The organism is Rossellomorea sp. LjRoot5 (genome assembly GCF_964253455.1).
In the GTDB taxonomy this organism is placed as follows: Bacteria; Bacillota; Bacilli; order Bacillales; family Bacillaceae_B; genus Rossellomorea.
Window position 1 is genome coordinate 2,697,994 of the sequence record NZ_CAXUQN020000001.1, and the last position, 25,521, is coordinate 2,723,514.

The 25,521-nt window shown below is 43.8% G+C and carries 23 protein-coding genes; all 23 read right to left on the minus strand.

Annotation, left to right across the window (positions count from 1 at the left end):
- Positions 1-9: 9 nt before the first annotated feature.
- Positions 10-3,576: a chromosome segregation protein SMC gene (gene smc / locus ACSQ2E_RS13835; RefSeq protein WP_435991386.1), complete on the minus strand. Its 3,567-nt coding sequence runs from the start codon at positions 3,574-3,576 to the stop codon at positions 10-12.
- A gap of 11 nt (positions 3,577-3,587) precedes the next feature.
- Positions 3,588-4,334 carry a ribonuclease III gene (gene rnc / locus ACSQ2E_RS13840; protein WP_435991388.1) on the minus strand — a complete coding sequence of 249 codons (747 nt, stop codon included), beginning with the start codon at positions 4,332-4,334 and terminating at the stop codon, positions 3,588-3,590.
- A gap of 192 nt (positions 4,335-4,526) precedes the next feature.
- Positions 4,527-4,760 (minus strand): acyl carrier protein, encoded by a 234-nt coding sequence (acpP, locus tag ACSQ2E_RS13845; RefSeq protein ID WP_034755712.1) that lies wholly within the window; start codon positions 4,758-4,760, stop codon positions 4,527-4,529.
- 94 nt (positions 4,761-4,854) lie between these two features.
- Positions 4,855-5,598 carry a 3-oxoacyl-[acyl-carrier-protein] reductase gene (gene fabG, locus ACSQ2E_RS13850; RefSeq protein WP_435991391.1) on the minus strand — a complete coding sequence of 248 codons (744 nt, stop codon included), beginning with the start codon at positions 5,596-5,598 and terminating at the stop codon, positions 4,855-4,857.
- Entirely contained in the window at positions 5,599-6,543 is a 945-nt protein-coding gene (gene fabD, locus ACSQ2E_RS13855; RefSeq protein ID WP_435991393.1) for an ACP S-malonyltransferase, read from the minus strand.
- Position 6,544: 1 nt separating this feature from the next.
- The gene (gene plsX / locus ACSQ2E_RS13860; protein WP_435991395.1) at positions 6,545-7,534 is read right to left on the minus strand and encodes a phosphate acyltransferase PlsX; all 990 of its coding nucleotides are present in this window, start codon (positions 7,532-7,534) and stop codon (positions 6,545-6,547) included.
- Positions 7,535-8,116: a transcription factor FapR gene (gene fapR / locus ACSQ2E_RS13865; protein ID WP_060669794.1), complete on the minus strand. Its 582-nt coding sequence runs from the start codon at positions 8,114-8,116 to the stop codon at positions 7,535-7,537.
- Positions 8,117-8,210: 94 nt separating this feature from the next.
- Positions 8,211-10,262 (minus strand): ATP-dependent DNA helicase RecG, encoded by a 2,052-nt coding sequence (gene recG, locus ACSQ2E_RS13870; RefSeq protein ID WP_435991397.1) that lies wholly within the window; start codon positions 10,260-10,262, stop codon positions 8,211-8,213.
- The gene (gene sdaAA, locus ACSQ2E_RS13875) at positions 10,249-11,142 is read right to left on the minus strand and encodes an L-serine ammonia-lyase, iron-sulfur-dependent, subunit alpha (RefSeq protein WP_435991399.1); all 894 of its coding nucleotides are present in this window, start codon (positions 11,140-11,142) and stop codon (positions 10,249-10,251) included. Before sdaAA ends, recG begins: the two co-directional genes overlap by 14 nt.
- Before the next feature lie 49 nt (positions 11,143-11,191).
- Entirely contained in the window at positions 11,192-11,854 is a 663-nt protein-coding gene (gene sdaAB, locus ACSQ2E_RS13880; protein WP_435991401.1) for an L-serine ammonia-lyase, iron-sulfur-dependent subunit beta, read from the minus strand.
- Positions 11,855-11,950: 96 nt separating this feature from the next.
- Positions 11,951-13,615 (minus strand): DAK2 domain-containing protein, encoded by a 1,665-nt coding sequence (locus tag ACSQ2E_RS13885; protein ID WP_435991403.1) that lies wholly within the window; start codon positions 13,613-13,615, stop codon positions 11,951-11,953.
- 15 nt (positions 13,616-13,630) lie between these two features.
- Positions 13,631-13,993, minus strand: coding sequence for an Asp23/Gls24 family envelope stress response protein (locus tag ACSQ2E_RS13890; RefSeq protein WP_034755738.1), 363 nt, complete (start codon positions 13,991-13,993; stop codon positions 13,631-13,633).
- 242 nt (positions 13,994-14,235) lie between these two features.
- Positions 14,236-14,424, minus strand: coding sequence for a 50S ribosomal protein L28 (gene rpmB, locus ACSQ2E_RS13895; protein ID WP_034755741.1), 189 nt, complete (start codon positions 14,422-14,424; stop codon positions 14,236-14,238).
- A gap of 695 nt (positions 14,425-15,119) precedes the next feature.
- Complete coding sequence (gene spoVM / locus ACSQ2E_RS13900; protein ID WP_032088878.1) at positions 15,120-15,200, minus strand: stage V sporulation protein SpoVM; 81 nt, start codon at positions 15,198-15,200, stop codon at positions 15,120-15,122.
- 113 nt (positions 15,201-15,313) lie between these two features.
- Positions 15,314-15,961 carry a thiamine diphosphokinase gene (locus ACSQ2E_RS13905; RefSeq protein ID WP_435994549.1) on the minus strand — a complete coding sequence of 216 codons (648 nt, stop codon included), beginning with the start codon at positions 15,959-15,961 and terminating at the stop codon, positions 15,314-15,316.
- Between the two features lie 114 nt (positions 15,962-16,075).
- Entirely contained in the window at positions 16,076-17,512 is a 1,437-nt protein-coding gene (gene ltrA / locus ACSQ2E_RS13910; RefSeq protein WP_435988965.1) for a group II intron reverse transcriptase/maturase, read from the minus strand.
- 668 nt (positions 17,513-18,180) lie between these two features.
- A complete protein-coding gene (gene rpe / locus ACSQ2E_RS13915; protein ID WP_435991406.1) occupies positions 18,181-18,831 on the minus strand; it encodes a ribulose-phosphate 3-epimerase in 651 nt (216 codons plus the stop codon).
- 2 nt (positions 18,832-18,833) lie between these two features.
- Positions 18,834-19,715, minus strand: a complete 882-nt coding sequence (gene rsgA, locus ACSQ2E_RS13920) for a ribosome small subunit-dependent GTPase A (RefSeq protein ID WP_435991408.1) — start codon at positions 19,713-19,715, stop codon at positions 18,834-18,836.
- 129 nt (positions 19,716-19,844) lie between these two features.
- Positions 19,845-21,863, minus strand: coding sequence for a Stk1 family PASTA domain-containing Ser/Thr kinase (gene pknB / locus ACSQ2E_RS13925; RefSeq protein ID WP_435991410.1), 2,019 nt, complete (start codon positions 21,861-21,863; stop codon positions 19,845-19,847).
- Between the two features lie 4 nt (positions 21,864-21,867).
- Positions 21,868-22,617: a Stp1/IreP family PP2C-type Ser/Thr phosphatase gene (locus ACSQ2E_RS13930; protein ID WP_261751192.1), complete on the minus strand. Its 750-nt coding sequence runs from the start codon at positions 22,615-22,617 to the stop codon at positions 21,868-21,870.
- 134 nt (positions 22,618-22,751) lie between these two features.
- Positions 22,752-24,089, minus strand: a complete 1,338-nt coding sequence (gene rsmB / locus ACSQ2E_RS13935; protein WP_435991412.1) for a 16S rRNA (cytosine(967)-C(5))-methyltransferase RsmB — start codon at positions 24,087-24,089, stop codon at positions 22,752-22,754.
- Entirely contained in the window at positions 24,082-25,032 is a 951-nt protein-coding gene (fmt, locus tag ACSQ2E_RS13940) for a methionyl-tRNA formyltransferase (RefSeq protein WP_435991414.1), read from the minus strand. Before fmt ends, rsmB begins: the two co-directional genes overlap by 8 nt.
- Positions 25,033-25,515 (minus strand): peptide deformylase, encoded by a 483-nt coding sequence (gene def, locus ACSQ2E_RS13945; protein WP_435991416.1) that lies wholly within the window; start codon positions 25,513-25,515, stop codon positions 25,033-25,035.
- Between the last annotated feature and the right edge of the window lie 6 nt (positions 25,516-25,521).

The window sequence follows — 25,521 nt, forward strand, 5'->3', positions numbered from 1 at the left end:
CACCCTTATTTAAGTTTCAAGTAGTTCCTTTGTTTCCTGCAGCCTGACTGATACCAGTTTAGACACTCCGGATTCCTGCATCGTTACCCCATACAATACATGGGCTTCTTCCATGGTACCTTTACGATGAGTGATGACAATGAATTGTGTTTCATCACTGAATTTCTTTAAATATTGACTGAATCTCTGCACATTCGCTTCGTCCAGGGCCGCTTCCACTTCATCCAGTATACAGAACGGGACAGGGCGGATCTTCAGGATGGAAAACAGCAGGGCAATGGCCGTCAGAGCCCGTTCCCCGCCTGACATAAGCCCCAGGTTCTGTAGCTTCTTTCCGGGAGGCTGGGCTACTATATCCACACCGGTGTGAAGCAGATCAGATGGATCGGTCAGCTTCAGCTCTGCTCTTCCACCGCCAAACAAGGCTTTGAATACACCTTCAAATTCCTCTTGTATGCTCGAGAAGGTTTGATCAAAACGTTTAATCATTTCGGTGTCCATTTCGTTAATGACCAAGTAAAGAGTGTCCTTCGCTTCCGTCAGGTCATTCTTCTGATCAACTAAAAATTCGTATCTTTCCTTCACTCGTTCATATTCATCTATTGCACCCAGATTGACGGTCCCGAGCTCTTCCAATGCTAATTTCACAAGTTTCACTTTTTTCCTTGCTTCTTCCACCTCAATTGAAAGGGGGTAGTCCTGCTTTGCCGCTTCAAACGAAAGCATATACTCATCCCGCAAATGATCAAGACGGTTTTCGAGTTCTACATCAAGACGATTGATTTTCACTTCCTCATCCCGAAGAGCACCGACCAATCCTTTATGCAGACGCTTTAATTCTTTCAGCTCTATTTCCTCGTCATCGACAGTATGTTGAAGGTTGGAGCGCTCGTCCCTGCGGACAGCGATCAACTTGGACGTTTCTTCCTTTTGCACGGCACACTCTTCTGCTTTGATTCCAAGCTGCTCTTCACCCGAGAAGTTATCCTTCATTTCTGTCTGCAACCATTCCAGATCATCCTGGAGACTTATCTTTCGCCTGTTTGTCTCAGACATTGTATCCTGCACCCGGTTCAGTTGCTGTCGGCTGTTTACCAGCTGTTCATTCCGCGCAGCGAGAATCGCTTTAATGTCACTGATTTCATTCAACAAAGCGTCTTTGGACGTTCGTTCACTATTTTTCTGAAGAGTCAGCTCATTAATCTTTTGATCAAGCTTTGTAACCTCTTCCCCTATCTCCTTGAGTGAAGCTTCCAGTTCTTTCGTTCTGTAATCATGCTTTTCTTTGATTGACGTAAAATCTTTTTTCTCCAGGTCATAAAGGGACAGCCTTTCATCCAGATTTTGCTGGGAAAGTTCAATTTCACGAAGTTGGGAGAGCAGTTCCTGTTCCTTGAGACGCAGGCTCTCCCCCTTCACTCTCATTTCTTCCAGTTTCTTCTCACGAAAATTGCTTTCTTCTTTAAGAGCTTTCACTTGGGATTGAAGCTGTTCTGTTTGAGTTTCCATACTGGAAAGCTTTTCTTTCATCTCTTCCAGTTCCCCTTTTCTTGAAAGAAGGGAATTTTTCTTCTGTTTCACAGTACCTCCGGACATGGATCCCCCGGGATTGACAACATCCCCATCCAGCGTAACCAGGCGATAACGATATTGAACAAGCTTCGCAATTTCATTCGCACCCTTTAGATCCTTTGTGATGATGACATTTCCCACAAGGCTTGAAATCACCATTTGAAAGCGATCATCATAATGCAACAGATCAGATCCCACTCCTACAAAGGAAGGATGCCCTTTCAGCATGTTCTTTTGGCTTTCGGGTATGGTTTTCCCTTTGATTACGTTCATCGGCAGGAACGTGGCTCGGCCATATTGATGTTTCTTCAAAAAGGCAATGGCTTTACGGCCATCTTCTTCTGTATCGACTACAATATGCTGCATCGATGCCGCCAGAGCCGTTTCCATAGCTGTTTCATATGATTTAGGAACCGTAATTAGCTCCGCTACCGCCCCTTGAATACCTGTTAATTGACCCGAACGCTCTTTCAGGACCTCTTTTACCCCCTGGAAGAAACCTGAATAGTCTTCTTCCATTTCTTCGAGCATTTCTTTCCGGGACTTCGCTTGTTGCAGGAATTGAAATGCTTGATAAAGTGTTTTCTCCTGTTTTTCATATTTGGCTTTCACGGATTCAAGCTTCTTTTGCTCCTCACGATACAAGAAGATGTGCTCATCAATCTGTTCTTTTTGTGTTTGAAGTTCTTTCGATCGTTCCTTGTGGCGCAAATGCAAGACTTCACGTTGAGAGACATATTTTTCATTTTCCGCTTCTAATCGGCCGCTGCGACTGGATTGCTGGTCCAACTGCTGTTTGAGATATTGAATTTCATTTTTTGCAGAAGCCTGTTGATTGAGTTTTTCAATGTAATCACTTTTAAATGATTCAATGACTTCTTCAATATTTTCGTTATAGTGCTTGAATTGATTCTGTTTCGTGACAAGGAGTTCTTTTAACCCGGACACCTCAGTATCGATCCTCTTGAAGTCGCGTTTTGCTTTTTCTTTTTCAGAAACTAAACGTTGAATTTGATTTTCAGCTTCTTCAATCGATTGCTTCAACTGTGATTCATTGGTGGACGAATTTTTCTTACGCTCTACCAGTACTTGTTTTCTACCCTCAAGTTTCTCTAATTCTTCACTTGTGGAAAGGAGCACTTCTTGTAAGTTTGAAATCGACTCATCGAGAGCCGCAATTTTATCTCTTGTTTGTGTCAGTACGGCTTCTTTCTTCTGAATGCGGGAGGAAAGGAACACTTCTTCTTGTCCATGCTGTTCGAATTCTCCACTCAGCTTTTCCCACTGCTTATGTAAGTCTTCTATATCATAGACAGTCAAGGCGACTTCGAATTTCTCGAGCTCCTCTTTCTTCTCCAGATAATCACGGGCCATGGAAGCCTGCAGCTTCAGGGGTTCGACTTGTCCTTCCAATTCATGAAGGATGTCATTCACACGATTAAGATTTTCTTGTGTTTCAAATAACTTATTTTCAGCTTTTTTCTTCCGTGATTTATACTTCAGTACCCCGGCAGCCTCTTCGAAGATGGTTCTTCTTTCTTCCGGCTTACTGTTCAGGATTTCTTCCACTTTGCCCTGACTGATAATCGAGAAAGCTTCTTTTCCTAACCCTGAATCCATGAACAGTTCGATGATATCCTTTAACCTGCATGGCTGTTTATTCAGTAAATATTCACTATCTCCCGAACGGTAGACTCTTCTTGTGACACTGACCTCACTATAATCGATGGGCAGTGTTCCGTCTTCGTTATCTAAAACAAGGGTCACTTCTGCTATATTGAGAGCTTTCCTTGAATCACTTCCGGCAAAAATGACGTCTTCCATTTTCGATCCGCGCAGGCTTTTTGCTGATTGTTCACCAAGGACCCACCTGATTGCGTCTATAATATTGCTTTTCCCGCTGCCGTTTGGTCCTACGACAGCCGTGACACCCGGGACAAACTCCACGGATATTCTTTCTGCAAAAGATTTAAACCCCATTACTTCTAGTTGTTTGAGGAACATCTTCTTTCCCCCTATTTCGCGTCCAGCTTTTGTTTTAATTTTTCCAGAGCTTTCTGTGCGGCTTTTTGCTCAGCCTCTTTTTTTGACCGGCCATTTCCAATGCCCAATTCTTCATCATTTAAACTCACTCTTGAAATAAACTGACGATTGTGGGCAGGGCCGCTTTCTTCTAAGATACTATATTCGATCATTCCTGCACTGCCCCTTTGAACCAGCTCTTGCAATTGACTCTTATAATCCATCACATGAGAAAAAGCACCGACATTAATTTTGGGGTAGACCACTTTTTCAAGGATTGAGATGACTGTTTCCAATCCTTGATCCAAGTATAACGCCCCGATAAACGCTTCAAAGACATCGGCGAGTAAAGCCGGTCTCTCACGCCCCCCCGTCATTTCTTCACCTTTACCCAAAAGGATGAGTTCACCGAAATTCAGTTCAATCGAGAACTTTACCAGGGATGGTTCACATACGATGGCCGCCCTTAACTTGGTCAGTTCCCCTTCACTCATCATGGGGTATTTCTTGAAAAGAAATTGAGATACCGTTAATTCCAGAACGGCGTCCCCGAGAAATTCTAAGCGTTCGTTATCTTCATATGGTTTTCGACGATGCTCATTCACATAAGATGAATGAGTAAAAGCTTGTTTAAGGAGTTTTTCATCTTTAAATTGAATTCCCATTTGATTTTGAAATGTCTTGAATTTCAAATCATTTTTGTGTTTAGATAATCCATTACTTCTGTTTTGCTTCCGCATCAGGCACTCCACCTTGCTAATATGTTCTCAATGTATACTAATCAAGTTTATTCTAAAAAAATCATTTACGCAAAAAATTTCTTGAACAATGAAGTTAGAACACAAATAAACTTGGTAGGGATCAGACCCCTACCAAGTTTCAAATGGTTAGAATATAAGATGGAGCATCCATCTCTCTATTCAATCTAACGATTAAGCTTTTGCCTGTATGTAGTTCACAGCATCACCTACTGTGCCGATTTTTTCAGCATCATCGTCAGAAATTTCCATATCAAATTCATCTTCAAGTTCCATAACCAGCTCAACTACATCAAGGGAGTCAGCTCCTAGATCTTCTTTGAAAGAAGCTTCAAGAGTTACTTGAGATTCATCTACACCTAGACGATCAACGATAATTTTTGTTACACGATCTAATACTTCTGCCATTTTTGTCACCTCCCCTCAAGTATTATAGAGCATTTCCACCTCTAATGAAAAGAGTATACATGAAAACGATGCATAAATTATTTCATTCTTCCCATTACATGACCATTCCGCCGTCAATATGGAGAGTTTGACCCGTCATGTACGATGCCGAATCGGATGCAACAAATGTCACTACTTTTGCAATATCCCCGGGAGCGCCAAAACGGCTTAACGGGATTTGTTTTAACATTTCACCGCGTACATCTTCCGGAAGCTGATCGGTCATATCCGTCGAAATGAAACCAGGGGCAACGGCATTCACAGTAATTCCACGGGGGGCGAGCTCTCTCGCTGTCGTTTTCGTCAAACCGATCACACCTGATTTGGCTGCTACATAGTTTGCTTGTCCAGGATTCCCGCTCACTCCGACAATGGAAGAAATATTGATGATCCGTCCGCTTCGTTGCTTCATCATTTGACGTGTAACGGCCTTCGTACACAGGAATACACCTTTAAGATTGATGTTGATGACATCATCCCATTCTGTTTCTTTCATTCTCATCAACAGATTATCCTTGGTGATGCCGGCATTGTTCACAAGAATGTCGATGGAACCAAATTCAGCAATCGTTCCCTTCACCATTGCCTGAACACCTTCAGCATCCGATACGTTACATTGAACAGCTATCGCTTCTCTACCCAAACTCTTGATTTCATCCACGACTTCGTTTGCTTTCGCTTCACTACCCGCGTAATTCACGGCGACATTACAACCTTCACGGGCAAGTTCAAGGGCGATCTCCCGTCCAATTCCACGGGATGCGCCTGTTACCAGTGCCACTTTACCTTCTAAATTCATTTAAGCTTCCTCCTTCAGCGCTTGAATCGTTTGTTGCAAGGACGCTTCATCTTGAACTGCAAATGTCTTCACACGTCTGTTCACTTTTTTCACTAAACCTGAAAGCACTTTACCAGGTCCGATTTCGATGAATGTATCTACACCTGACTCAAGCAGCTTTTCGACCGAATCTTCCCATTGAACAGGTGAGTACAATTGTTCAATTAATAAACGCTTGATTTCTTCACGTCCTGTTACAGGCTCTGCATTCACATTCGCAATGACGGGTACTTCTGCATCGTTGATCGTGATCGAATCCAGGATTGAAACGAACTGTTCGGCAGCCGGTTTCATCAATTGAGAATGGAAAGGCCCACTTACCTGTAGCGGGATGACCCGCTTCGCTCCGGCTTCCTTCGCTTTCTCTGAAGCGAGCTCCACTCCCTTTACCGTACCTGAAATGACAATCTGCCCGGGACAATTCAAGTTCGCGAGTCCAACGGGATGACCCTCATCCGTCACAAGGTCTGTCACTTCTTTCAATGGTCCTCTTCCCAAACCAAGGACTGCCGCCATCGTTCCTTCTCCGCTTGGTACTGCTTCTTCCATGAATTCCCCTCTTTTACGAACGGCATACACGGCATCTTCAAATCCGATTGCACCTGCAGCCACCAGGGCAGAGTATTCCCCTAAGCTGTGACCTGCCGTATAAACTGCCGTAATCCCCTCTGCTTTCAAGCGGTCCAGGATGGCCATGCTCGTCGTCAGGAGGGCAGGCTGAGCGTTCGTTGTCTCGGTAAGCTCTTCCTGGGGGCCTTCAAATATGATCGATGAAAGCTTTGTGCCCAATCGTTCGTCGGCTTTATTAAAATATGATTGCACATCAGGGTATTGCTCGGCTAATTCTTTTCCCATCCCAACCGTTTGGGAACCTTGCCCGGGAAAGATAAACGCGATTTTACTCATATTATTCCACACTCCCCTTTATAGCATCTTTTATCGTGTTGGAAACGTCGTGCTTCACCATTTCCCTTGCTTGTCTCATGGCATTGTACAGCGCCACTTCATTGGAAGAACCATGGGCTTTGATGACAGGTGCCTTTAGTCCGAACAGGCCGGCCCCACCGTACTCTGTATAATCGAGCATATTCTTTAATTGCTTCAGGTCATTCTTCACCAGTCCTGCTGCAAGTTTGTTTTTCGTTGAGGCCGTGAACGTTTTTTTCAACATGGAGAAAACGGACAGGGCGGTCCCTTCAATGGTCTTCAGTACCATATTCCCAGTAAAACCATCCGTTACGACAACATCGGCCGGTCCGTCCAGTAGGTCTCTGGACTCTACATTCCCTACAAAATTGACAGGCAGTTCCTTTAATAATTGGAACGTTTTCTTTGTTAATTCATTTCCCTTTTTATCTTCCGTTCCAATGTTCAATAAGCCCACACGAGGATTATTGATCCCTCTCACTTTCTCGGAATAAATGCTTCCCATGACTGCGTATTGTGCAAGATGCTCAGGTTTCGCATCGACATTCGCCCCAAGGTCAAGCATAAGGAATCCTTTTCCATCAAGTGTGGGAAGGGTCGGTGCCAACGCTGGCCGCTCAATCCCGTCAATTCTCCCTACAATGAACAATCCTGCCGTCATTAGGGCACCCGTATTGCCTGCTGAAATACAGGCATCCGCTTCCCCATTTTTCACAGCTTGGGCCATCAGTACCATCGAAGCATCCTTCTTCCGCTTCACCGCTCTGACAGGCTCATCCGTACCTTCGATCACTTCATCGGTGTGGACGATCGTCAGGCGATCTTCCGGGGTGATATACTGTTTGATCTGCTTTTCATCCCCGTATAGAAGGACTTCAATATCATTAAATTCACGTAATGCCCGCTTCACTCCAAGAACGATTTCTTTCGGGGCGTTGTCCCCGCCCATTGCATCAACGGCTAATTTCATCTACTCTTCATCCTTTACAGATTTTTTAGAGCGATACATTTCAAATTCACCGGTAAAAACGAGCTCACCACCGACTAAACTTTGAACTTCTACCGTTGTTCGGTCTTTTTGATCTTTCATATGTATCACTTTTGCTTTCGCGACCACCCGTTCCCCTTCCTTTACAGGTCGGGTAAAACGGATGTTTGACTTCGCAGTTAACGCCAAGTCGTCATTTATGACAGCAACTGCAAGGGAATTCGCCTGAGCAAACAGGTGGTGCCCCCTCGCAATCCCATTCCTGATGAAAACATGCTCCCGTTTTACATCAAAAATGGATATCGCACTTTGATCCAGCTCTATATCAATAATTTCTCCAATAATCTCTTCAATAGGTAACGACTTCACTTCGTCTTCAAACGATTTCTCTGCAACGTATTTGATGCGTTCACGAAGCTCTGGTATCGACAATTCCATCCGGTCCAACCGGATTGTCTGGACGCTTACCCGAAACCGTTCAGCCAATTCTTCATCTGTTATAAAAGGATTTACTTTGATTGTGTCAGTAAGGTTTCCCTGTCTTTCTTTTTTCGAAAGTCTCAATTTTAACACCGTCCAGTATTAGTACTAGGTACTAATAGTAGTATATAATCTAAAAAAGCAGATTGCAAGAAATAATCTCACAATCTGCCTTTTCTTAGTCTAGCTTTTCGCCTTCTAATATTCCCGATCCGGATAAATACTCCCTGAGCGGTTCAAACTCTGGATCACTCCAGAATTGATCGGATGAGATCAAACGCTGAGCATCGTCCCTTGCTACTTCCAGCGCTCGGTAGTCGTGCACCATGTCCGCCACCTTAAACTCCGGTAACCCACTCTGTTTTCTGCCGAAGAAGTCACCGGGTCCCCTCAGTTCAAGATCTTTTTCACTAAGGACAAATCCATCATTCGTTTCTGACATGATCTTCATGCGCTCTTTGCCGACTTCGGTCTTCGGTTCGGCAAGGAGGATACAATAGGATTGATGTTCACCACGTCCTACCCTTCCTCTCAATTGATGGAGCTGACTCAAACCGAATCGTTCCGCGTCATAGATGAGCATGAATGTAGCATTGGGCACGTTCACACCAACTTCAACCACCGTAGTTGAAACAAGCACTTGAAGGTGGTTTGCACTGAATTCCCTCATGACTCCATCCTTATCTTCAGGATGAAGTCTCCCGTGCATCAGACCGACTTTGTAACGTCCTTCAAAATAATGAACCAATTGATTATAGACATCGATGGCATTTTGCACATCCAGTTTATCCGACTCCTCAATCAATGGACAAATCACATAAGCCTGGCGCCCCTGGTCTAACTCCTTATCCATAAACGAAAGGACCCTGGAAAGCATATCCGCTTTCGCCCAATAGGTTTCAATCGACTTCCTTCCCGCAGGCATTTGATCGATGATACTCACATCCATCTCACCAAATACGGTGATGGCAAGTGTTCTCGGAATCGGGGTCGCTGTCATGAATAAGACATCAGGACTTTCCCCTTTTTCCCGAAGGACCCTTCTTTGATTGACACCAAACCTGTGCTGTTCATCGGTGACCACGAGGCCCAGATGCTTGAATTCGACTTCATCCTGAATGAGTGCGTGGGTACCAATGAGAATATCAATCTCTCCCTCTTTCAATTTATCCAGTAAAAGACGACGCTTCTTCCCTTTTACTGAGCTGGTTAGAAGGGCAACGGAAAGTCCCATCGACCCCAGCAGTTCACTAAGTGAATTCGCATGCTGCTCTGCCAGTATTTCTGTCGGGACCATTAATGCTCCCTGATATCCCGCTGTTACACTTGAATATAAGGCAATGGCGGATACGACTGTCTTACCGGATCCCACATCCCCTTGAAGAAGGCGATTCATGCGATAAGGAGATTTCATATCTGCTGAAATCTCATTCACCACCCGTTTTTGCGCATCGGTCAATGGAAATGGTAAAGAATCAATGAACGATTTGACTTTCTCCAAATCATAATGTTGAGACATGCCGCTTGAATGTTCCCTTTCGAACTTTCTAAGGGCCTGCATCTTCAACTGAAACAACAGGAATTCTTCATAAACAAACCGCCTTCTTGCCTGCTTCATATCTTCTGTGGAATCAGGAAAGTGAAGATGATACAGGGCATCTTTCCGACTTGAAAGCTTATACTTTTCCATTAAATGGACCGGGAGATTCTCATGGATCATATGACCATAATCATTGAAAGCCTTCTTGATGAATTTCCTGAGTGTATTGTTTTTCACTGAGCCTTTCAATGAATATACAGGTTCAAAATCCCCCTGTTTATCATGAGGGCCCGAATGAAAATATTGGGCGGTAATGATTTGCCTGTTTTTATCCCATTTTCCAGTCACCGTTACCGTATCATGAAGATTGATTTTCTTTTTTAAGTAAGGCTGATTAAAAAACACCGCTTGAACCAGATTCCTCCCAACAAGAATCCTCATGGTCAAACGGGATTTCTTTCTCCCATAAAACATCAGTGCGGGTTCCGAATGAACTTTCCCCTCAACCGTGACGCGTTCATCATGGGCTACTTCTTCCAGATCCCTAAGTCGATAATCCTCATAGCGGTAAGGCAGGTATTCTAACAGATCCAGAACGGAATGTATCCCCATTGCATTCAGCTGTAAAGCTGTTTCTTCCCCAATCCCCTTAATGTTCTGGATTGTCAGTCCTTCATTACGAGTCTTCACGTTTATTCAGGGAAACCCCAAAAATTTTTGCTTCAAGCTCTCTGCCTGTCGGAGTAGCCGCCAGTCCCCCTTGAGCCGTTTCACGAAGCGCAACCGGCATGGTTTGACCGATTTTATACATGGCATCGATCACTTCATCACAAGGAATACGGCTCGTTATACCTGCAAGTGCCATATCCGCCGCAACCATGGCATTGGCAGCTCCCATCGCATTCCGTTTCACACAAGGCACTTCCACCAGTCCTGCAACGGGATCACATACCAGACCTAACATGTTCTTCAACGTAATCGCCATGGCTTCTGCTGATTGACCAGGGGTTCCCCCTGCCATTTCAACGATGGCAGCTGCGGCCATTCCGCTCGCGGATCCTACCTCTGCCTGGCAGCCGCCAGCTGCCCCTGAGATGGAAGCGTTATTCGCCACAACGAAACCAAAGGCACCGGATGTAAATAAAAAGCGGATCATTTCATCTTTTGTAGGATTTAACTTATTTTTCACAGCAAACAGTGTTCCGGGAACCACTCCGGCGGATCCTGCAGTAGGGGTGGCACAAATGGTCCCCATCGCTGCATTCACTTCGTTCGTTGCCACAGCTTTACTGACCGCATCCAAAATAGTATCCCCACACAGTGAACGACCTGAATCAATGTATTTTTGTAATAATACAGCATCGCCGCCAGTAAGTCCTGAATGGGACTTGACACCTTCGAGGCCCCTGGCTACTGCCTGCTCCATTACTTCCAGGTTCTTTTCCATCTGACTATAAACCTGTTCAAAAGTTTTACCCGTAAACTCAATTTCCTGTTCGATCATAATATCAGATATTTTCTTGTTCTGACTTTCAGCAAGTTCAACCAATTCTGCTACATTTCTAAACATGTAAATAACCTCCTCGCCTTCATGTAAACGCTATCATAATAGTAATTGATTAATCGGAAATCCGTGTTACTTGTGTAATGTTCGGCAGTGATGTCAATTCATTGATGACCGCTTCATCTATCGGTTGATCGACCTCGATGGTCATAAGTGCCATTTGTCCTTTTTCTTTCCTTGAAACATCCATATGCCCGATGTTCAGTTGATGCTTGGCAATGACATTGGAGACAGAAGCAATCGCTCCGAATCGGTCATCATGGACTACAAGGATCGCTGGATGATGACCTGAGAGTTTAAGTTCAAAGCCGTTAAGTTCAATGATTTCAACTTTTCCTCCACCAATGGAAATACCGACCAATTCAATTTCTCCTTGATCATCCCCCATGCGGATCCGGGCTGTATTCGGATGATCCGTGATGGCATCTTCTTCTTGAAATTTGATCTTTATCCCTTTTTCCTTAGCTACATTGATCGATTCGATTATTCGTTCATCATATGTATCATAATCTAGGATACCTCCGACTATAGCTACATCTGTACCATGACCCTTGTACGTTTTTGCAAACGATCCATAAAAGGATATCGTCGCCCATTTTGGTTCCCTGCGAAAAAGGTTTCTTGCAATTCTTCCTATTCTTGCAGCACCAGCCGTATGAGAACTTGATGGACCAATCATCACAGGACCGATGATATCAAATACACTTTTGTATTTCATGACTATTCCCCCTTACCTAACATCCGATTTCTATTACCATTCTAACATAAGTGAAGGGGACAAACTCCTTTTAGAGCTGCCCCCTTCCTTTAATCCTTATTCAACTGAGAATATATAGGAGTAAAGTGGTTGTTTACCATTATGAACTTCCACTTCGACATCTTCATAGCGCTGTTCCACATACTCCCTTAGTGACTCAACATCCTCATCGCTTACATCTTCACCATATAGAATGGTCAAGATCTCTGAGTCAGCATCCAGCATTGTCTCCAATAGGCTCTGAGCAGACTTTTGACGGTCAGAATCCGAGACGACAATCTTGCCTTCGTCTATTCCCATAAAGTCATCTTTTGAAATCGATACACCATCGATCGACGTATCTCTCACAGCAAACGTGACTTGACCTGTTTTCACCTGTTTCGAAGCCTCGGTCATTAACTGTTTATTGTCTTCAACAGAAGCAGATGGATTAAAAGCAAGTAGTGCAGCCATTCCCTGCGGTACGGTCTTTGTAGGTACAACAGCCACTTCCATATCAAGAACTTCAGCCGCTTGTTCGGCAGCCATGATGATATTCTTGTTATTCGGCATGATGATGACTTTCTTCGCATTCACTTCTTCTACTGCTTTCACGATATCCTCCGTACTTGGATTCATCGTTTGGCCGCCTTCGATCACAGAAGTTGCGCCGATGCTCTTAAATAATTCGGCGATCCCTTCACCCATTGATACAGTCACAATGGCAAAGTCGACTTCCTTGGCTGGAGTCGGAGCCTCTGCTACTGCGGGCTTGGATTCTCCCACGATGCTGCTGTGCTGCTGTCTCATATTTTCAATTTTGATATTGATGAGACTTCCGTATTGATGTCCATACGTCAAAACATCCCCCGGCTGTTCGGAGTGGATATGTACTTTGGCTAATTCATCGTCACTGATCACAAGCAGGGAATCACCGAACTTACTTAAATCCTGACGAAAGTCTTCTTCCACAAAAGACTGCTTATCACTTTCAAATCGGACCATGAATTCTGTACAATATCCAAATTCAATATCCTCTGTACTCATGAAATCCTGTGCCGTCTTATGATGCTCTGCACTCACAAGATCATTCATGGATGGCAGTGACACCTGATTCGAAACCTTTTCCCCTTTAAGCTCTGCGAGGAACCCTTCATAAACGAACAGAAGTCCTTGACCTCCACTATCGACTACTCCCACTTCCTTCAATACAGGAAGTAAATCAGGTGTACGATTCAATGAAGCCTGCGCCTCGTCGACAATTGCCTGCATAAGCTTCACGAAATCACTTTCAGTCTCAGCTACAGAAACACCTTTTCTCGCAGCATCTTTCGCAACCGTTAGAATCGTTCCTTCCACAGGCTTCATAACCGCTTTATAAGCCGTTTCCACCCCTGTTTGAAGTGCATTGGCAAACTCTGCACTTGATAAGGATTCTTTCCCTTCAATCGCTTTACCAAAGCCTCTGAACAATTGGGATAAGATAACACCTGAGTTACCTCTTGCTCCCATCAATAACCCTTTTGAAAGGGCAGTAGCCACATTTCCAATATGATCTTGAATGTGGTTTTGAACTTCCTTTGCACCGGAAGTCATTGATAAATTCATATTTGTTCCAGTATCACCATCAGGAACAGGAAAAACGTTCAGCGCGTCAACCAGCTGCGCATGGGCAGATAATTGGGTGGCACCTTGTATCACCATTTGGGCAAAACGTTTTCCTTCCAAAGATGTAATCGACACGAATCTTCCTCCTCACTACGGGTTCGTGACACGAACCCCCTGCACAAAAATATTTACTGAATCTACCGCCAAGCCGACGGTCTTATCAAGAGTATATTTAACCTTGGATTGTACATTATGGGCAATCTCAGAAATTTTTGTACCATAACTCACAATAATATACATATCAATATGTACTTCCTCTTCATCTTGACGAACAATCACTCCGCGAGTGAAGTTTTCTTTACGTAAGATATCTGTGAAACCGTCTTTAATTTGGTTCTTTGAAGCCATTCCAACAATTCCGTAGCAATCCACCGCTGCACCTCCAGCAATCATTGCAATGACATCATTCGTAATATCAATTTGTCCGTACTGCGTTTTTAATTCGATGGACATGGAATGTTTTCCCCCTTTAATTACATGCTTGGCTAAAAACATTTTACTATAAGTATACTGTTTTTGAAAGCTAAACTATTATCACAAGCGTCATTTGTTGGGTTTACCCTCTATTTTTTCCTTGATATTCAAAGATTAATCATTGGCTTTTTCAGAGTATGGGAAGCAAATGATTATTCTGCGCCAGGAAATGGTGCTAATGAAAAAAGACGCCTATATTAGGCGCCTTCCCATTTTAAGTATTATACGCGTTCTACTTTACCAGATTTCAACGCTCTTGCAGAAACCCATACTTTCTTAGGCTTACCGTCCACAAGAATTCGAACTTTTTGCAGGTTTGCACCCCAAGTACGCTTGTTCGCATTCATTGCGTGAGAGCGAGCGTTACCTGAGCTGGCTTTACGGCCTGTTACTACGCATTGTTTTGCCATAATATATTCCCTCCTCACTAACAAGAAGCTGAAGTTAATTTCAGTTCCACATTTCGCTTATTATCATAAAGATACTTTAATAATTTATCACACAACTTTCTATAATGCAATACTACAATTAAAACCTTTCAAGAAAAAATACTTTACACCCCGAAAAGCGGAAGGGGCTCGACCTGGGGCGACAAGCATAAGATGAATTGACCGGAAAGGCGTTCTTTGCCTTTTTGGTCAATTTAGCTTATGACCTCGAGCCCCAAGCCCCTGGAGCTGGACATCGCAGAAAAGCGGAGGCGGCTTGGGCAGAGGCGACAAGTTCAACAAGGGACCCAATTCTCGATTGAGAGATCAGGGTAAGCACCAGAGCTGATAAATAACCGGAAAAGTTCCGCTTATTTTGAAATTACTCTTTAAAAAGGATGAAATAGGAGGAAAAATTCTGCCTATTCACTCACATCATACTAAAATGGATGTTGTTTCTGTGCATAAGCGGAAAAAATCCCCTTATTAACCTCAAAAAAAGGGGCATCCTGAATATAACCGGAAAATCTCCGCTTATTCTACTCTCGATGGCAGAGCAAGACATCTTAAAGAAGCGCATAGGAAGTATTTAGTTTATAACTACCATGTTGCTCCAAGCGGTCCCCCGCCTTCTCTAAAAAAAGAAGATGGCACCGATGCCATCCCCAATAAACCATTTATTCTTTTTTAAACGTTCCTAACATCGCCCTCACAAGTCCACCCAAGAATTTTGGTAATTTAATTGTATAAAAGCGCATTTTTAGTCCCTCCCCACAATCTAAAGAACATAATGTTTCGCTTGACAACAGTTTAGTTTATTCAAGCAGTTTCAGTTAAGTACGTCTTCTTTTCTGCCTGGTTATGAGAAGCTTTAATCACTGCTTCTTATCACCATTAATATGCCATTTGAAAAGGAAAAAGTACCAGATGATTGTATAAGTTCATTACTAATACATAGTGTGGATCCTCTTGAAATATTCCGATTTTTTAATGGATATTTAAAGCCGGTGAGGGTGATCCCATCGACATTTCCGGTGACAGGAACAAAGGAAATATACTGTAATTCCGGGCTTTTTTCAACGTTATGCTCCCCGGGTTCGGCAAGGGATAATCGATTTTGCACATCGATCATTTCCACTTTGATGCGGGCTTCTAAAAGTTTAGGAGTCATTAATAACTGCAGGTTACCCATGAAGTGATCAAGCCTTCCCCCGGTGGCACCGAAGATTGAAATTTTAGCAGGGTTCTGATCGATCGCCCAGTTCAGGGCAAGCTCCAGGTCGGTCTCGTCCTTTTCAGGCTGATAGCGATTGACTTCCCGGACTTTTTGCTGGATCAGTTCCCACTCTTCCGTATTTACTGAATCAAAATCCCCGAATGCAATATGGGGAGCAATCTTTTGTTCCAATAAGGTATAAACACCGCGGTCCACACCCACCCATTTGACTTCAACACTGCAATATTTGTTCAATTCCGGAATGTATCTATCCGGTCCTCCGGCAACGATATTGATTTCCATATCCTCCACTCCCATTTTAAAATAGAGTAGGGTGACCTTTCTCAAGGCCACCCCCTCATCAAACCGTACGTGCCCTATTAAGGCATACGGCTTACCAATGTGATTCCGCTTAGTTCAAGATGATGCAAACTTATTCGCACAGTGTATTTTAGAAAGTCGTTGTGAAGAAAAGTATTCCTCTCCCTTTTCTTTTGCTCTCTCCAGACTTCTTTTGTATTTCTTCTTTTGCTTATCTTTCATGTATTGGAGGTAGTATTCAATACCATCTCCATACTGTTTTCCGTAATATATTTGAAAAGCAGATTTAAGACCTGTACACGCAAAGAATTCAATGTTCCATTTCGTACTCATCACCCATCCTTTTCGTTGTGAAGGATGTTTGTGAAGCATAGCGACTCTCAGCCTTCGGCGAGTGTAAGAATCTATTGCCAGTAGTTCATCTCTGAATATGTTGAAACAACAGTTCAGTCGATATCCCTTCTCTTTGAATTCTTCAATCGCTTTCCACAAGGTTAGATAGAAGTTTACCTTTCCTTGAATGATGGAGTTTACGCGTTGGTACCACGCTTCTCTGCTTAAGGTGAGTGTTTTCCTGGTGGCTCTCTTAATTTTCATTCGAAAGTCTTTCCAGGTCTCATCTTTTGGTTTGGCTAAATAGTAAGGTTTACCATCCTTCTTACGTTTTCTCCAGTGTTGGAACGTAAAACCAATAAAGTCGAAATCATCATGATTGAAATCGACAATTCTAGTCTTCTCGATAGAAATTTCCAGACCTAGTTCATCGAGTTTCTCTTTTGTGATTTGTTCGGCTTTCTTAATGTCCTCTTTGGATTTGGCGAAAAGGAGGAAGTCATCGGCATACCGTACAAATCGAATGCCGTGTAAATCAAGTGTCCAATCCAGTTCGTTCAGATAGATATTCGCTAAAAGTGGAGAAATCACTCCACCTTGAGGAGTACCTGAATCTGAGCGATGGTAGGTCCCTTCTTCCATGTATCCAGCTTTTAGCCATTTCCAAATCATGTCTAGGACTGTACCGTCCGCTACATATTTGTTTAGGACCTTCATCAGTTTCTTGTGCGGGATATTGTCAAAGAAGCCTTTGATATCGCAATCATAAATGTGATTGTATCCTTGTTCAATATTCCACATTATAATTTGTACAACTCGTTTGGCTCCGCGATTTTGACGATACCCACATGACCAATTATGAAAGATATGGTCATCGAATTTTGGTTCTAATACGTTTCGCAGAGATTGTTGAACAATCCGATCTTCGACCGTAGGAATACCGAGAGGTCTCTGTTTTCCATTCTTCTTGCGTATATAGGAGCGTCTGACAGGAGTAGGCTCATATTCTTTCGCTCTCAGTTTGCCGAGTAGATTATCTAGATTTTCATCCAGGTTCTCCTCATACTTTTCAAGAGTTACTTCGTCGATTCCACCTGAACCTTTGTTGGCTTTTACTTTCTCCCACGCACTTTTCAATTTACGGTCAAACAGTAGTTGTCCGTATACACTATGCCATTTAAGCTTTAATTCTTGATTCACTACGTATTCCACACCTTTCATTGTGTACATTCAGTTCGTTTATACCGAAGTATCGTGGTCTGTTGTCATTACACACCTTTACTTGTGTAGAGTCACAAGGTCGTTCCCCTTCCGTTCACCAGATGTTTTGTCATCTGGCTACTTCCGTACTATGAGAACGTCTGACTTCTCTATCCACATTATCCATTTCGGAATTCCTTATAGGACAATGCCCTGACGGTAAGATAGAGATCTCACGGGGTCATCGCACTTTCCTTCTGTACATACCCAGCACCATCACTTGATAAGTTGAGCTCATTCGGCTGATTCTTTGAATGAACACCTTTAAGACTTCCCATTATTTTCGCATGGTCGCCAACTTACCCAGCCGCCGTGCTTCACACTTTTTGCATTTGGGTCTGCACATCCGACTACGGGTCTCTCGATTATCCGCATCTCCTCCGAACACAATCTCACAATTATGCCCTAGATTAGTCTTCGTTAGTTGTATCAGCACTCTAACGGAAGGACTTTCACCTTCGAGACGATGAATCTTCCGGGATTCGGGAGCCGTTTATACTACGTATCGTACTCCAACCCTTAACAATTCATCTTGAGTGTGGAACACTCAAGGTGCGACTGCCCGTCGCACAAAATAGGCTGATCCCTTAAGGATCAGCCTTCGTCTTTTACAAGAGAGATTTTTTCAACTCTTCAATTGCTGCCCCTCGGTCACTCTTATTATAGATGGCAGATCCAGCTACAAATACGTCTGCACCCGCTTCAGCACAAACGGCAGCCGTTTCAGGGTTGATGCCACCATCCACTTCGATTTCGAGTGAAGGATTGACTTCATTTGCCCATTCACGGGTCTTCTTGATTTTCGGCACGACAGACGGGATAAATGACTGCCCGCCGAATCCAGGGTTCACAGTCATCAAGAGGATCATATCGACATCTTGCAAGACAGGTTTGATCGAGTCTGCTGGAGTACCTGGATTCAGGACGACACCCGCCTTGACTCCCTTGCTTTTGATCATTTGTATCGTTCTATGCAAATGGGGGTCTGCTTCTACATGGACGGTAATATAGTCCGCTCCTGCATCGGCAAAGGCTTCAATGTATTGACTTGGGTTTTCAATCATGAGATGTACGTCCAGTGGTAACGTTGTTAATGGACGGATAGCTTTTACGATCATTGGCCCGAGCGTAATATTCGGTACGAAGTGACCATCCATGACGTCTACATGGATATAGTCCGCTCCCCCTTTTTCTACATCTTTAATTTCATTGCCCAGCTCTGCAAAATTGGCAGAAAGAATGGATGGTGCGATTTTCATATTTAGTACCTCGGCTTTCTTTCTTTTATTTCTTTATGGAAAGTCAAATAGTGATTGTAGCGGTAATCAGGAATCCTTCCCGCTTCAACGGCGGATTTCACGGCACATTTCGGTTCATTGATATGAAGACAGCCCCTGAATTTACACTCTTCGGCTACCTCGACCATTTCCGGGAAGCATCGCGGCAGTTCTTCTATTTCAAGCTCTGAAAACTCCAATGAACTGAATCCCGGGGTATCTGCGACCAACCCATCCTTTATATCGATAAGTTCCACATGGCGGGTGGTATGTTTCCCCCGACCCAAGTGGGCAGAAATCATGGCTGTCTTCAGCTCCAATTCGGGGTTCAGGGCATTTAGCAAGGATGATTTCCCTACTCCTGACTGCCCGGCAAAAACGGAAATTTTACCCTTTAAGTAAGGGGTCAATTCCTCCAGCCCATGCTCTGTTTTAGAAGAAGTCATCAGCACTTCATACCCGAATGAGCGATAATCTGCCACATATTGTTCGATCTTGTTTGCCTGGTCCGTGGTCAAGAGGTCCATCTTTGTCACGCAGATGAGCGGTTCAATTTCTTTGCTCTCCACCAACGCAAGAAAACGATCCAGTAGCGCAGGACTGAAAGCCGGTTCACTGGCTGAAAAGACCAGAATCGCCTGATCGACGTTTGCGATGGGCGGGCGTACCAATTCATTCTTCCGATCCAATACCTTCAGAATGTATCCATCCGTTTTGTTCTCTGCTTGAAATTCAACATAATCACCCACGAGGGGCGTAATTTTATTTTTACGGAAATTGCCCCTGCCTCTGCATTGCGTCACGCTACCTTCTGAGAGAACATAATAAAATCCACTCAATGCTTTTACGATTTTTCCTTCAGGCATTCGAAACCTCCTATTCAATATGGTTATCTAAATATCTTCATTATGTATCATTATCATTATAAATGAAAACAAGAGGACTGTCCCGTAGGTTATTTCATAACCCGGGTACAGCCCCTTGGCAAGTGAATGTTATTCTTCTTTAGGATACTCGACAGTACCTTTTTTATACTCTTCACCGTCGACTAAAATAAGATATTCCCCTTTGGTTCCTTCTTCTAAAGTGAAGGTCATTGTAATGGTCGTATCCTCATAAATTCCTTGGACTTGGTCTGCATCACTGTCGTCAAGATTACTGTCCTTATCGTCAATGAATATTTCTACGGATTGAGGCTTTTCTTCTTGTCCCTTATAAGGGATGGTTACGTCTTCGGTAACCTCCTTAGTCGGTACTTCCTTCGGCGGTTCAGGGCCCTTAGACATGATCACATAAACCGTATCCCCTTTTGTGATAGGAGTACTTGCCACCGGCTTATGGGAAATCACCTTACCATCTTCTACTTCTGATGAGAATTCTTCACTTTGTACAATGATATTTATCCCTTTTGATGCTTCATATTTATCGAGTGCAGTTTGATCGAATCCTATCAAGCTGTCTAAATCAAAGGATTCTCGCCCTTTACTGACCGTAAAGGTTATTGTCGTCTCATCAGCCACGACTTCTTCCCCTGGTGACGGGTCCTGATCCAGGATCGTTCCCTGGGCCTCGTCCTCATTAAACTCTTCTTCTTTCTCTACCGTGAATCCCTTTTCTTCCAAATCAGCAGACACTTCTTCAAAGTCCTTGCCGGCATAATCATCGACTTCCACTTTTTCTTTACCTGTACTGACATAGATATCAACAGCCGATCCTTCATTCGCCATTCGGCCTGCTTTCGGATTGGACTTGATCACATAACCTTCAGGAATATCTTCATCGGGTACCTTCTTGGTCTCACCAACCACAAATCCATCCGATATGATTGTCGAAATCGCTTCGGTTTGATCCATCTCTGAAACGTTCGGTACTTCTATCTCTTTCGGTCCCAATAAACCAGGCACCAACGTGACAGCGGCAACTCCCAACAGAATCAATAAAAAGAATAATCCAATGATCACAATCGGCCACTTCTTCTTACTTTTTTCCTTTGGGGCTTTTGTTTTATCTTTTTTACCCTTCTTCCCCTCTTTCACTGGTGGGGTAGGCTTGGTTTGCACGTCATCTGTATTGTTCTGGTGATGGACGATCGTATCATCTAAATTCGAGTACGCCTTCTGATCGGTGATGACAGGAATCGCTTTTGTCGCTTCATCATCGAGAGGAACGGCGAATTTAGGTTCGTTCATGCGATCGGCATCAAGGGCTGTTGACAAGTCTTCATCCATTTCTTCGAGGCTCTCGTAGCGTCTGAATGGATCCTTTGCCGTTGCTTTCAGTACGATATTTTCGACACTTTGCGGAATGTCCTGGTTCCATCTTTTCAAGGAAGGTGTTTCCGATTGCAAATGCTTTAAGGCAATCGAGACCGCAGATTCTCCGGAGAAAGGTAATCTGCCCGTCAACAATTCGAACATGACGATCCCAAGTGAATAGATATCCGATTTCTTTGTGGCCATCCCGCCTCTCGCCTGCTCAGGAGAAAGGTAGTGGACCGATCCGAGAACCGAATTGGTCTGTGTGATCGACGTGGCACTAAGGGCCATCGCAATCCCGAAATCAGTTATCTTCACATTTCCTTCTTCATCTAGAAGGATGTTATGAGGTTTGATGTCACGGTGGACGATATGATTCTGATGAGCATGAGACATGGCGATTGTCAGTTGCTTCATGATATCGATCGCCTTGTCGACATTGACAGGCGAGTGTTGCTGTATGTATTGCTTTAGTGTCATGCCATGAACATATTCCATGACGATATAATAGAGATCATCCTCTTCTCCTACATCATAAATGCTCACAATATTAGGGTGGGCAAGACTAGTAGCAGATTGGGCTTCCCGTTGGAATCGTTTAATGAATTCCTCTTCATTGGCAAAGTCGATACGGAGCATTTTAATGGCCACTTCACGATCCAGAATTACATCGTGAGCTAAATAAACGTTGGCCATTCCCCCTCCACCAATGAGTTTAATAATTCTGTAACGCCCACTGATGCGCTTACCTTCCATCATGTTATCACCCGCTTTCCGTTTCAGCGGCAAACTCGACAATTACTACGGTAATATTATCTTCACCGCCATATTCGTTGGCTAAATGAACGAGCGACTCCCCTTTATTTTCCAGGGAGTGGTCCTGGGCCAGTACCTCTTTCATTTCTTTTTCAGAGACTTTATTTGAAAGACCGTCTGAACATAGAAGAATGACATCTTCCTCTTCGAACATGATTGTTTTAATATCCATCGTAATTGAAGCTTCCGTACCGATAGCTCTTAAGATTACATTTTTTCTCGGATGATGCTCTGCATCTTCCTTTGAAATTTCACCGCTCCTGACCAATTCATTCACAAGCGTATGATCTTCGGTCAACTGATGAAATCCGTTTTCATTCAGGATATATCCTCTGCTGTCACCAATATTGACAATCGTTGCAAATAAAGAAGTACAAATGGCTCCGACGAGAGTCGTACCCATCCCTTCACATTCGGAATTGGATTGAGAATAAGTATATACTTCTTTGTTTACTTCGTTAATAGTTGATTTTAACCAATTTTCTGCTTCATCAGCGGTGTGAAATTTCTCGGTTTTCTCCCATAAGTCCTTTAAGATGGAAATGGTAAGCTCACTGGCAACGTCCCCTGCTCTGTGGCCGCCCATCCCATCTGCTACAACAGCTAAATGATCTCCATGCTGATTCACGAATACACCGGCACTATCTTCATTCAGCTGCCGCACTTTCCCTTTGTCCGTAAAATAAACCGTCTTCACTTAGGTCACCTCTTCTCTTCTTCTGCACCTATTTCAAGCAGTTCCTTCTGCACATATTAAAAGGTCTGTTGTACTTTTACGACTTTTACAGCGGATTTTCCTGCTTTACTTTCAACATTTGATGAATACCCGACTCAATCCTTTTTAAGAAAGCACGAAATATAGAAGCCGTCCCCTCCGAAATCCTGCGGAAATATTTGCATTTGGTTCCCTTCAATGAACGGTCTCACTGCTTCCGGAAGGTGGTCGAGTGCATGAAACTCAAATTCAGGGTGATCATTCAGAAATGCCGAAACGGTTCCTTCATTTTCATTACGATCCACCGTACATGTGCTATAGACCAATAATCCACCATTTTTGAGCAATGGTGCAACGGCTGAGAGGATATCGAGCTGGATTTTTTGAAGGGACAAAAGATCACTTTCTTTTTTCGCATATTTAATATCCGGTTTTCTTCTGAGTACGCCTAAACCCGAGCATGGTGCATCGACCAATATCCGATCGAAACTTCCCTTTTCAAATTTCTCTCCTGCTTTCCTGCTATCAAGGACAGCGGTGTGTACATTAGAAAGACCGAGTCGGGAAGCATTTTCATCAATTAACTTGACCTTATGCTTATGGAGATCCAATGCATGGACTTCGCCGGTTCCAGAAAGTTTCTCTGCGATGTGGGTCGATTTTCCTCCAGGTGCTGCACACGCATCCAATACTTTCATGCCTTTTTCAAGCTTTAAAGCATGAGAAACAAGCATCGAGCTTTCATCCTGTATCGTACATAATCCATTTCTGTATGCATCTGTTTTCGCGAGGTTCCCCCGCAGCGCTTGGACCGCCTCCGGGACGATCGAACTTTTTTTCACTTCATTCCCGTTTTCAATTAAAAGTTGCATAAGCTCTTCACGACTGATCCTGGTAGTATTAACCCGGGCAGTTTGATTTGGAGCGATCAAATTGGTTTCGCACATTTCTTTTGTTTTTTCTAAACCAAATTGTTCTTCCCATCTCTTTACTAGCCAGTATGGATGACTCGTTTCGATGGCGACCCTTTCCACCGGATCCTTGATGGAATCAAGAGTCGGCAGACCTTTTCTCTGTACAGACCGCAATACCCCATTGACTAATCCTGAGATTCCTTTATGTCCTCTTTTCTTGGCGATTTCGACCGCTTCATAGAATACGGCACGATCCGGTATCCGGTCTAAGTAAACCAGCTGATAAAGGGATAATCGTAACAATTGACGAACCCAATCGTCCAGCTTCCCTTTAATGAAAGGAGCTAAATAGAAATCCAACGTCATTTTTCGTTGAATGGTCCCATATGTCAATTCCGTCAATAAACCGATATCCTTACTCGGCAGTTCATTTTTTTCAATCACGGAATGTAGCAGTAAATTGCTGTATGATTGATTTTTTTCCACTGCCTCGATGACATCGAGTGCTGCTTCCCGTACGGTTTTATTTCGTTTACTCATTTTCTTCTCCTAACATCAGGCCTGCTTTTAAATGTGCGCCCGCTCCCCGAAGATAGTCCTTTGCACTCATCCTTTTCTTCCCGGAAGGCTGTAAATCGGTGATTTTGATCCCAGTTGAATTCCCGGTCGAAACAACGAAACCATCCTCTTCAATCCCGATGATTTCCCCAGGTGATGACGGGGTCACGCTTACTTTCTCTCCCCACCATACTTTCATGACAGAGTCGTCTAATGTGGTATACGCAACCGGCCACGGATGCAGTCCCCTGATATGGTTGTAGATTTCTTCCCCGTCTTTCGCCCAGTCTATCTTCTCTTGTTCACGCTTGATATTCCGTGCAAAGGTCGCTTTTGAATCGTCTTGTTTTACAGGGGAGATTTCCCCTGCAAGTAATGGAGGGATGGTGTCAATCAGTAATCTTGCACCTGCCGCGCTCAGTTTGTCGTGAAGCGTACCCACATGATCACGCTCTTCGATCTCCACTTCCACTTGGCTGATGATGTCACCCGCATCCAGCTTTTCCACCATATACATAATGGTGATGCCCGTTTTCCCTTTTCCCTGGAGAATGGAGTAATGAATTGGCGCGCCACCTCGAAGTTCCGGAAGTAGGGAAGCATGAACATTGATGCAGCCATATTTAGGTGCCTCAAGCAAAGCGTTCGGAAGAATCTGTCCGAAAGCAGCCGTCACGATAAGGTCCGGTTTTAAGTCAAGCACTTGGTTTAATTCTTCTTCATTCTTTATCTTTTCCGGCTGGTAGACCGGGATGCCGTGCTTTTCAGCAGCCACTTTGACAGGTGGAGGCGTAAGGGTCCTTTTCCTTCCGACAGGGCGATCGGGTTGTGTCACCACCGCGATCACATCATATTTTTCATCGATTAGAGATTGGAGAACAGGAACCGAGAAATCGGGTGTTCCCATGAAAATCACTTTCGTCATTTAAGCTTCATACCCTTCTAATTCTTCTTCTGTGATATATTTTTCTACTTTTGTTGTAAATAATATGCCGTGCAGGTGATCGATTTCATGCTGGATGGCCCTGGCCAGAAAATCCTGGGCTTGAAATTCAACCATTCTCCCCTTACGGTCTTGTGTACGGACCCTGATCGAGTATGGGCGTGTCACTTCCCCGTAGAGACCCGGGAAGCTCAGGCATCCTTCCAGGTCGGTTTGAGACCCTTCTGACTCGATGATTTCCGGGTTGATCAGTTCGATCGTTCCTGAGTCATCGCCGATGTCGACGATTGCTACCTGAAGGTCGACCCCGACTTGAGGGGCAGCCAGCCCGACTCCGTCCGCTTCGATCATGGTATCATACATATTTGCGAGTAATTTCTTTAACTTTTTATCAAAATCCGTTACCTTTCCGCATTCTTTTTCGAGAATGGCATCCGGATGCATGACGATTGGAAGTATTGCCATAACTGT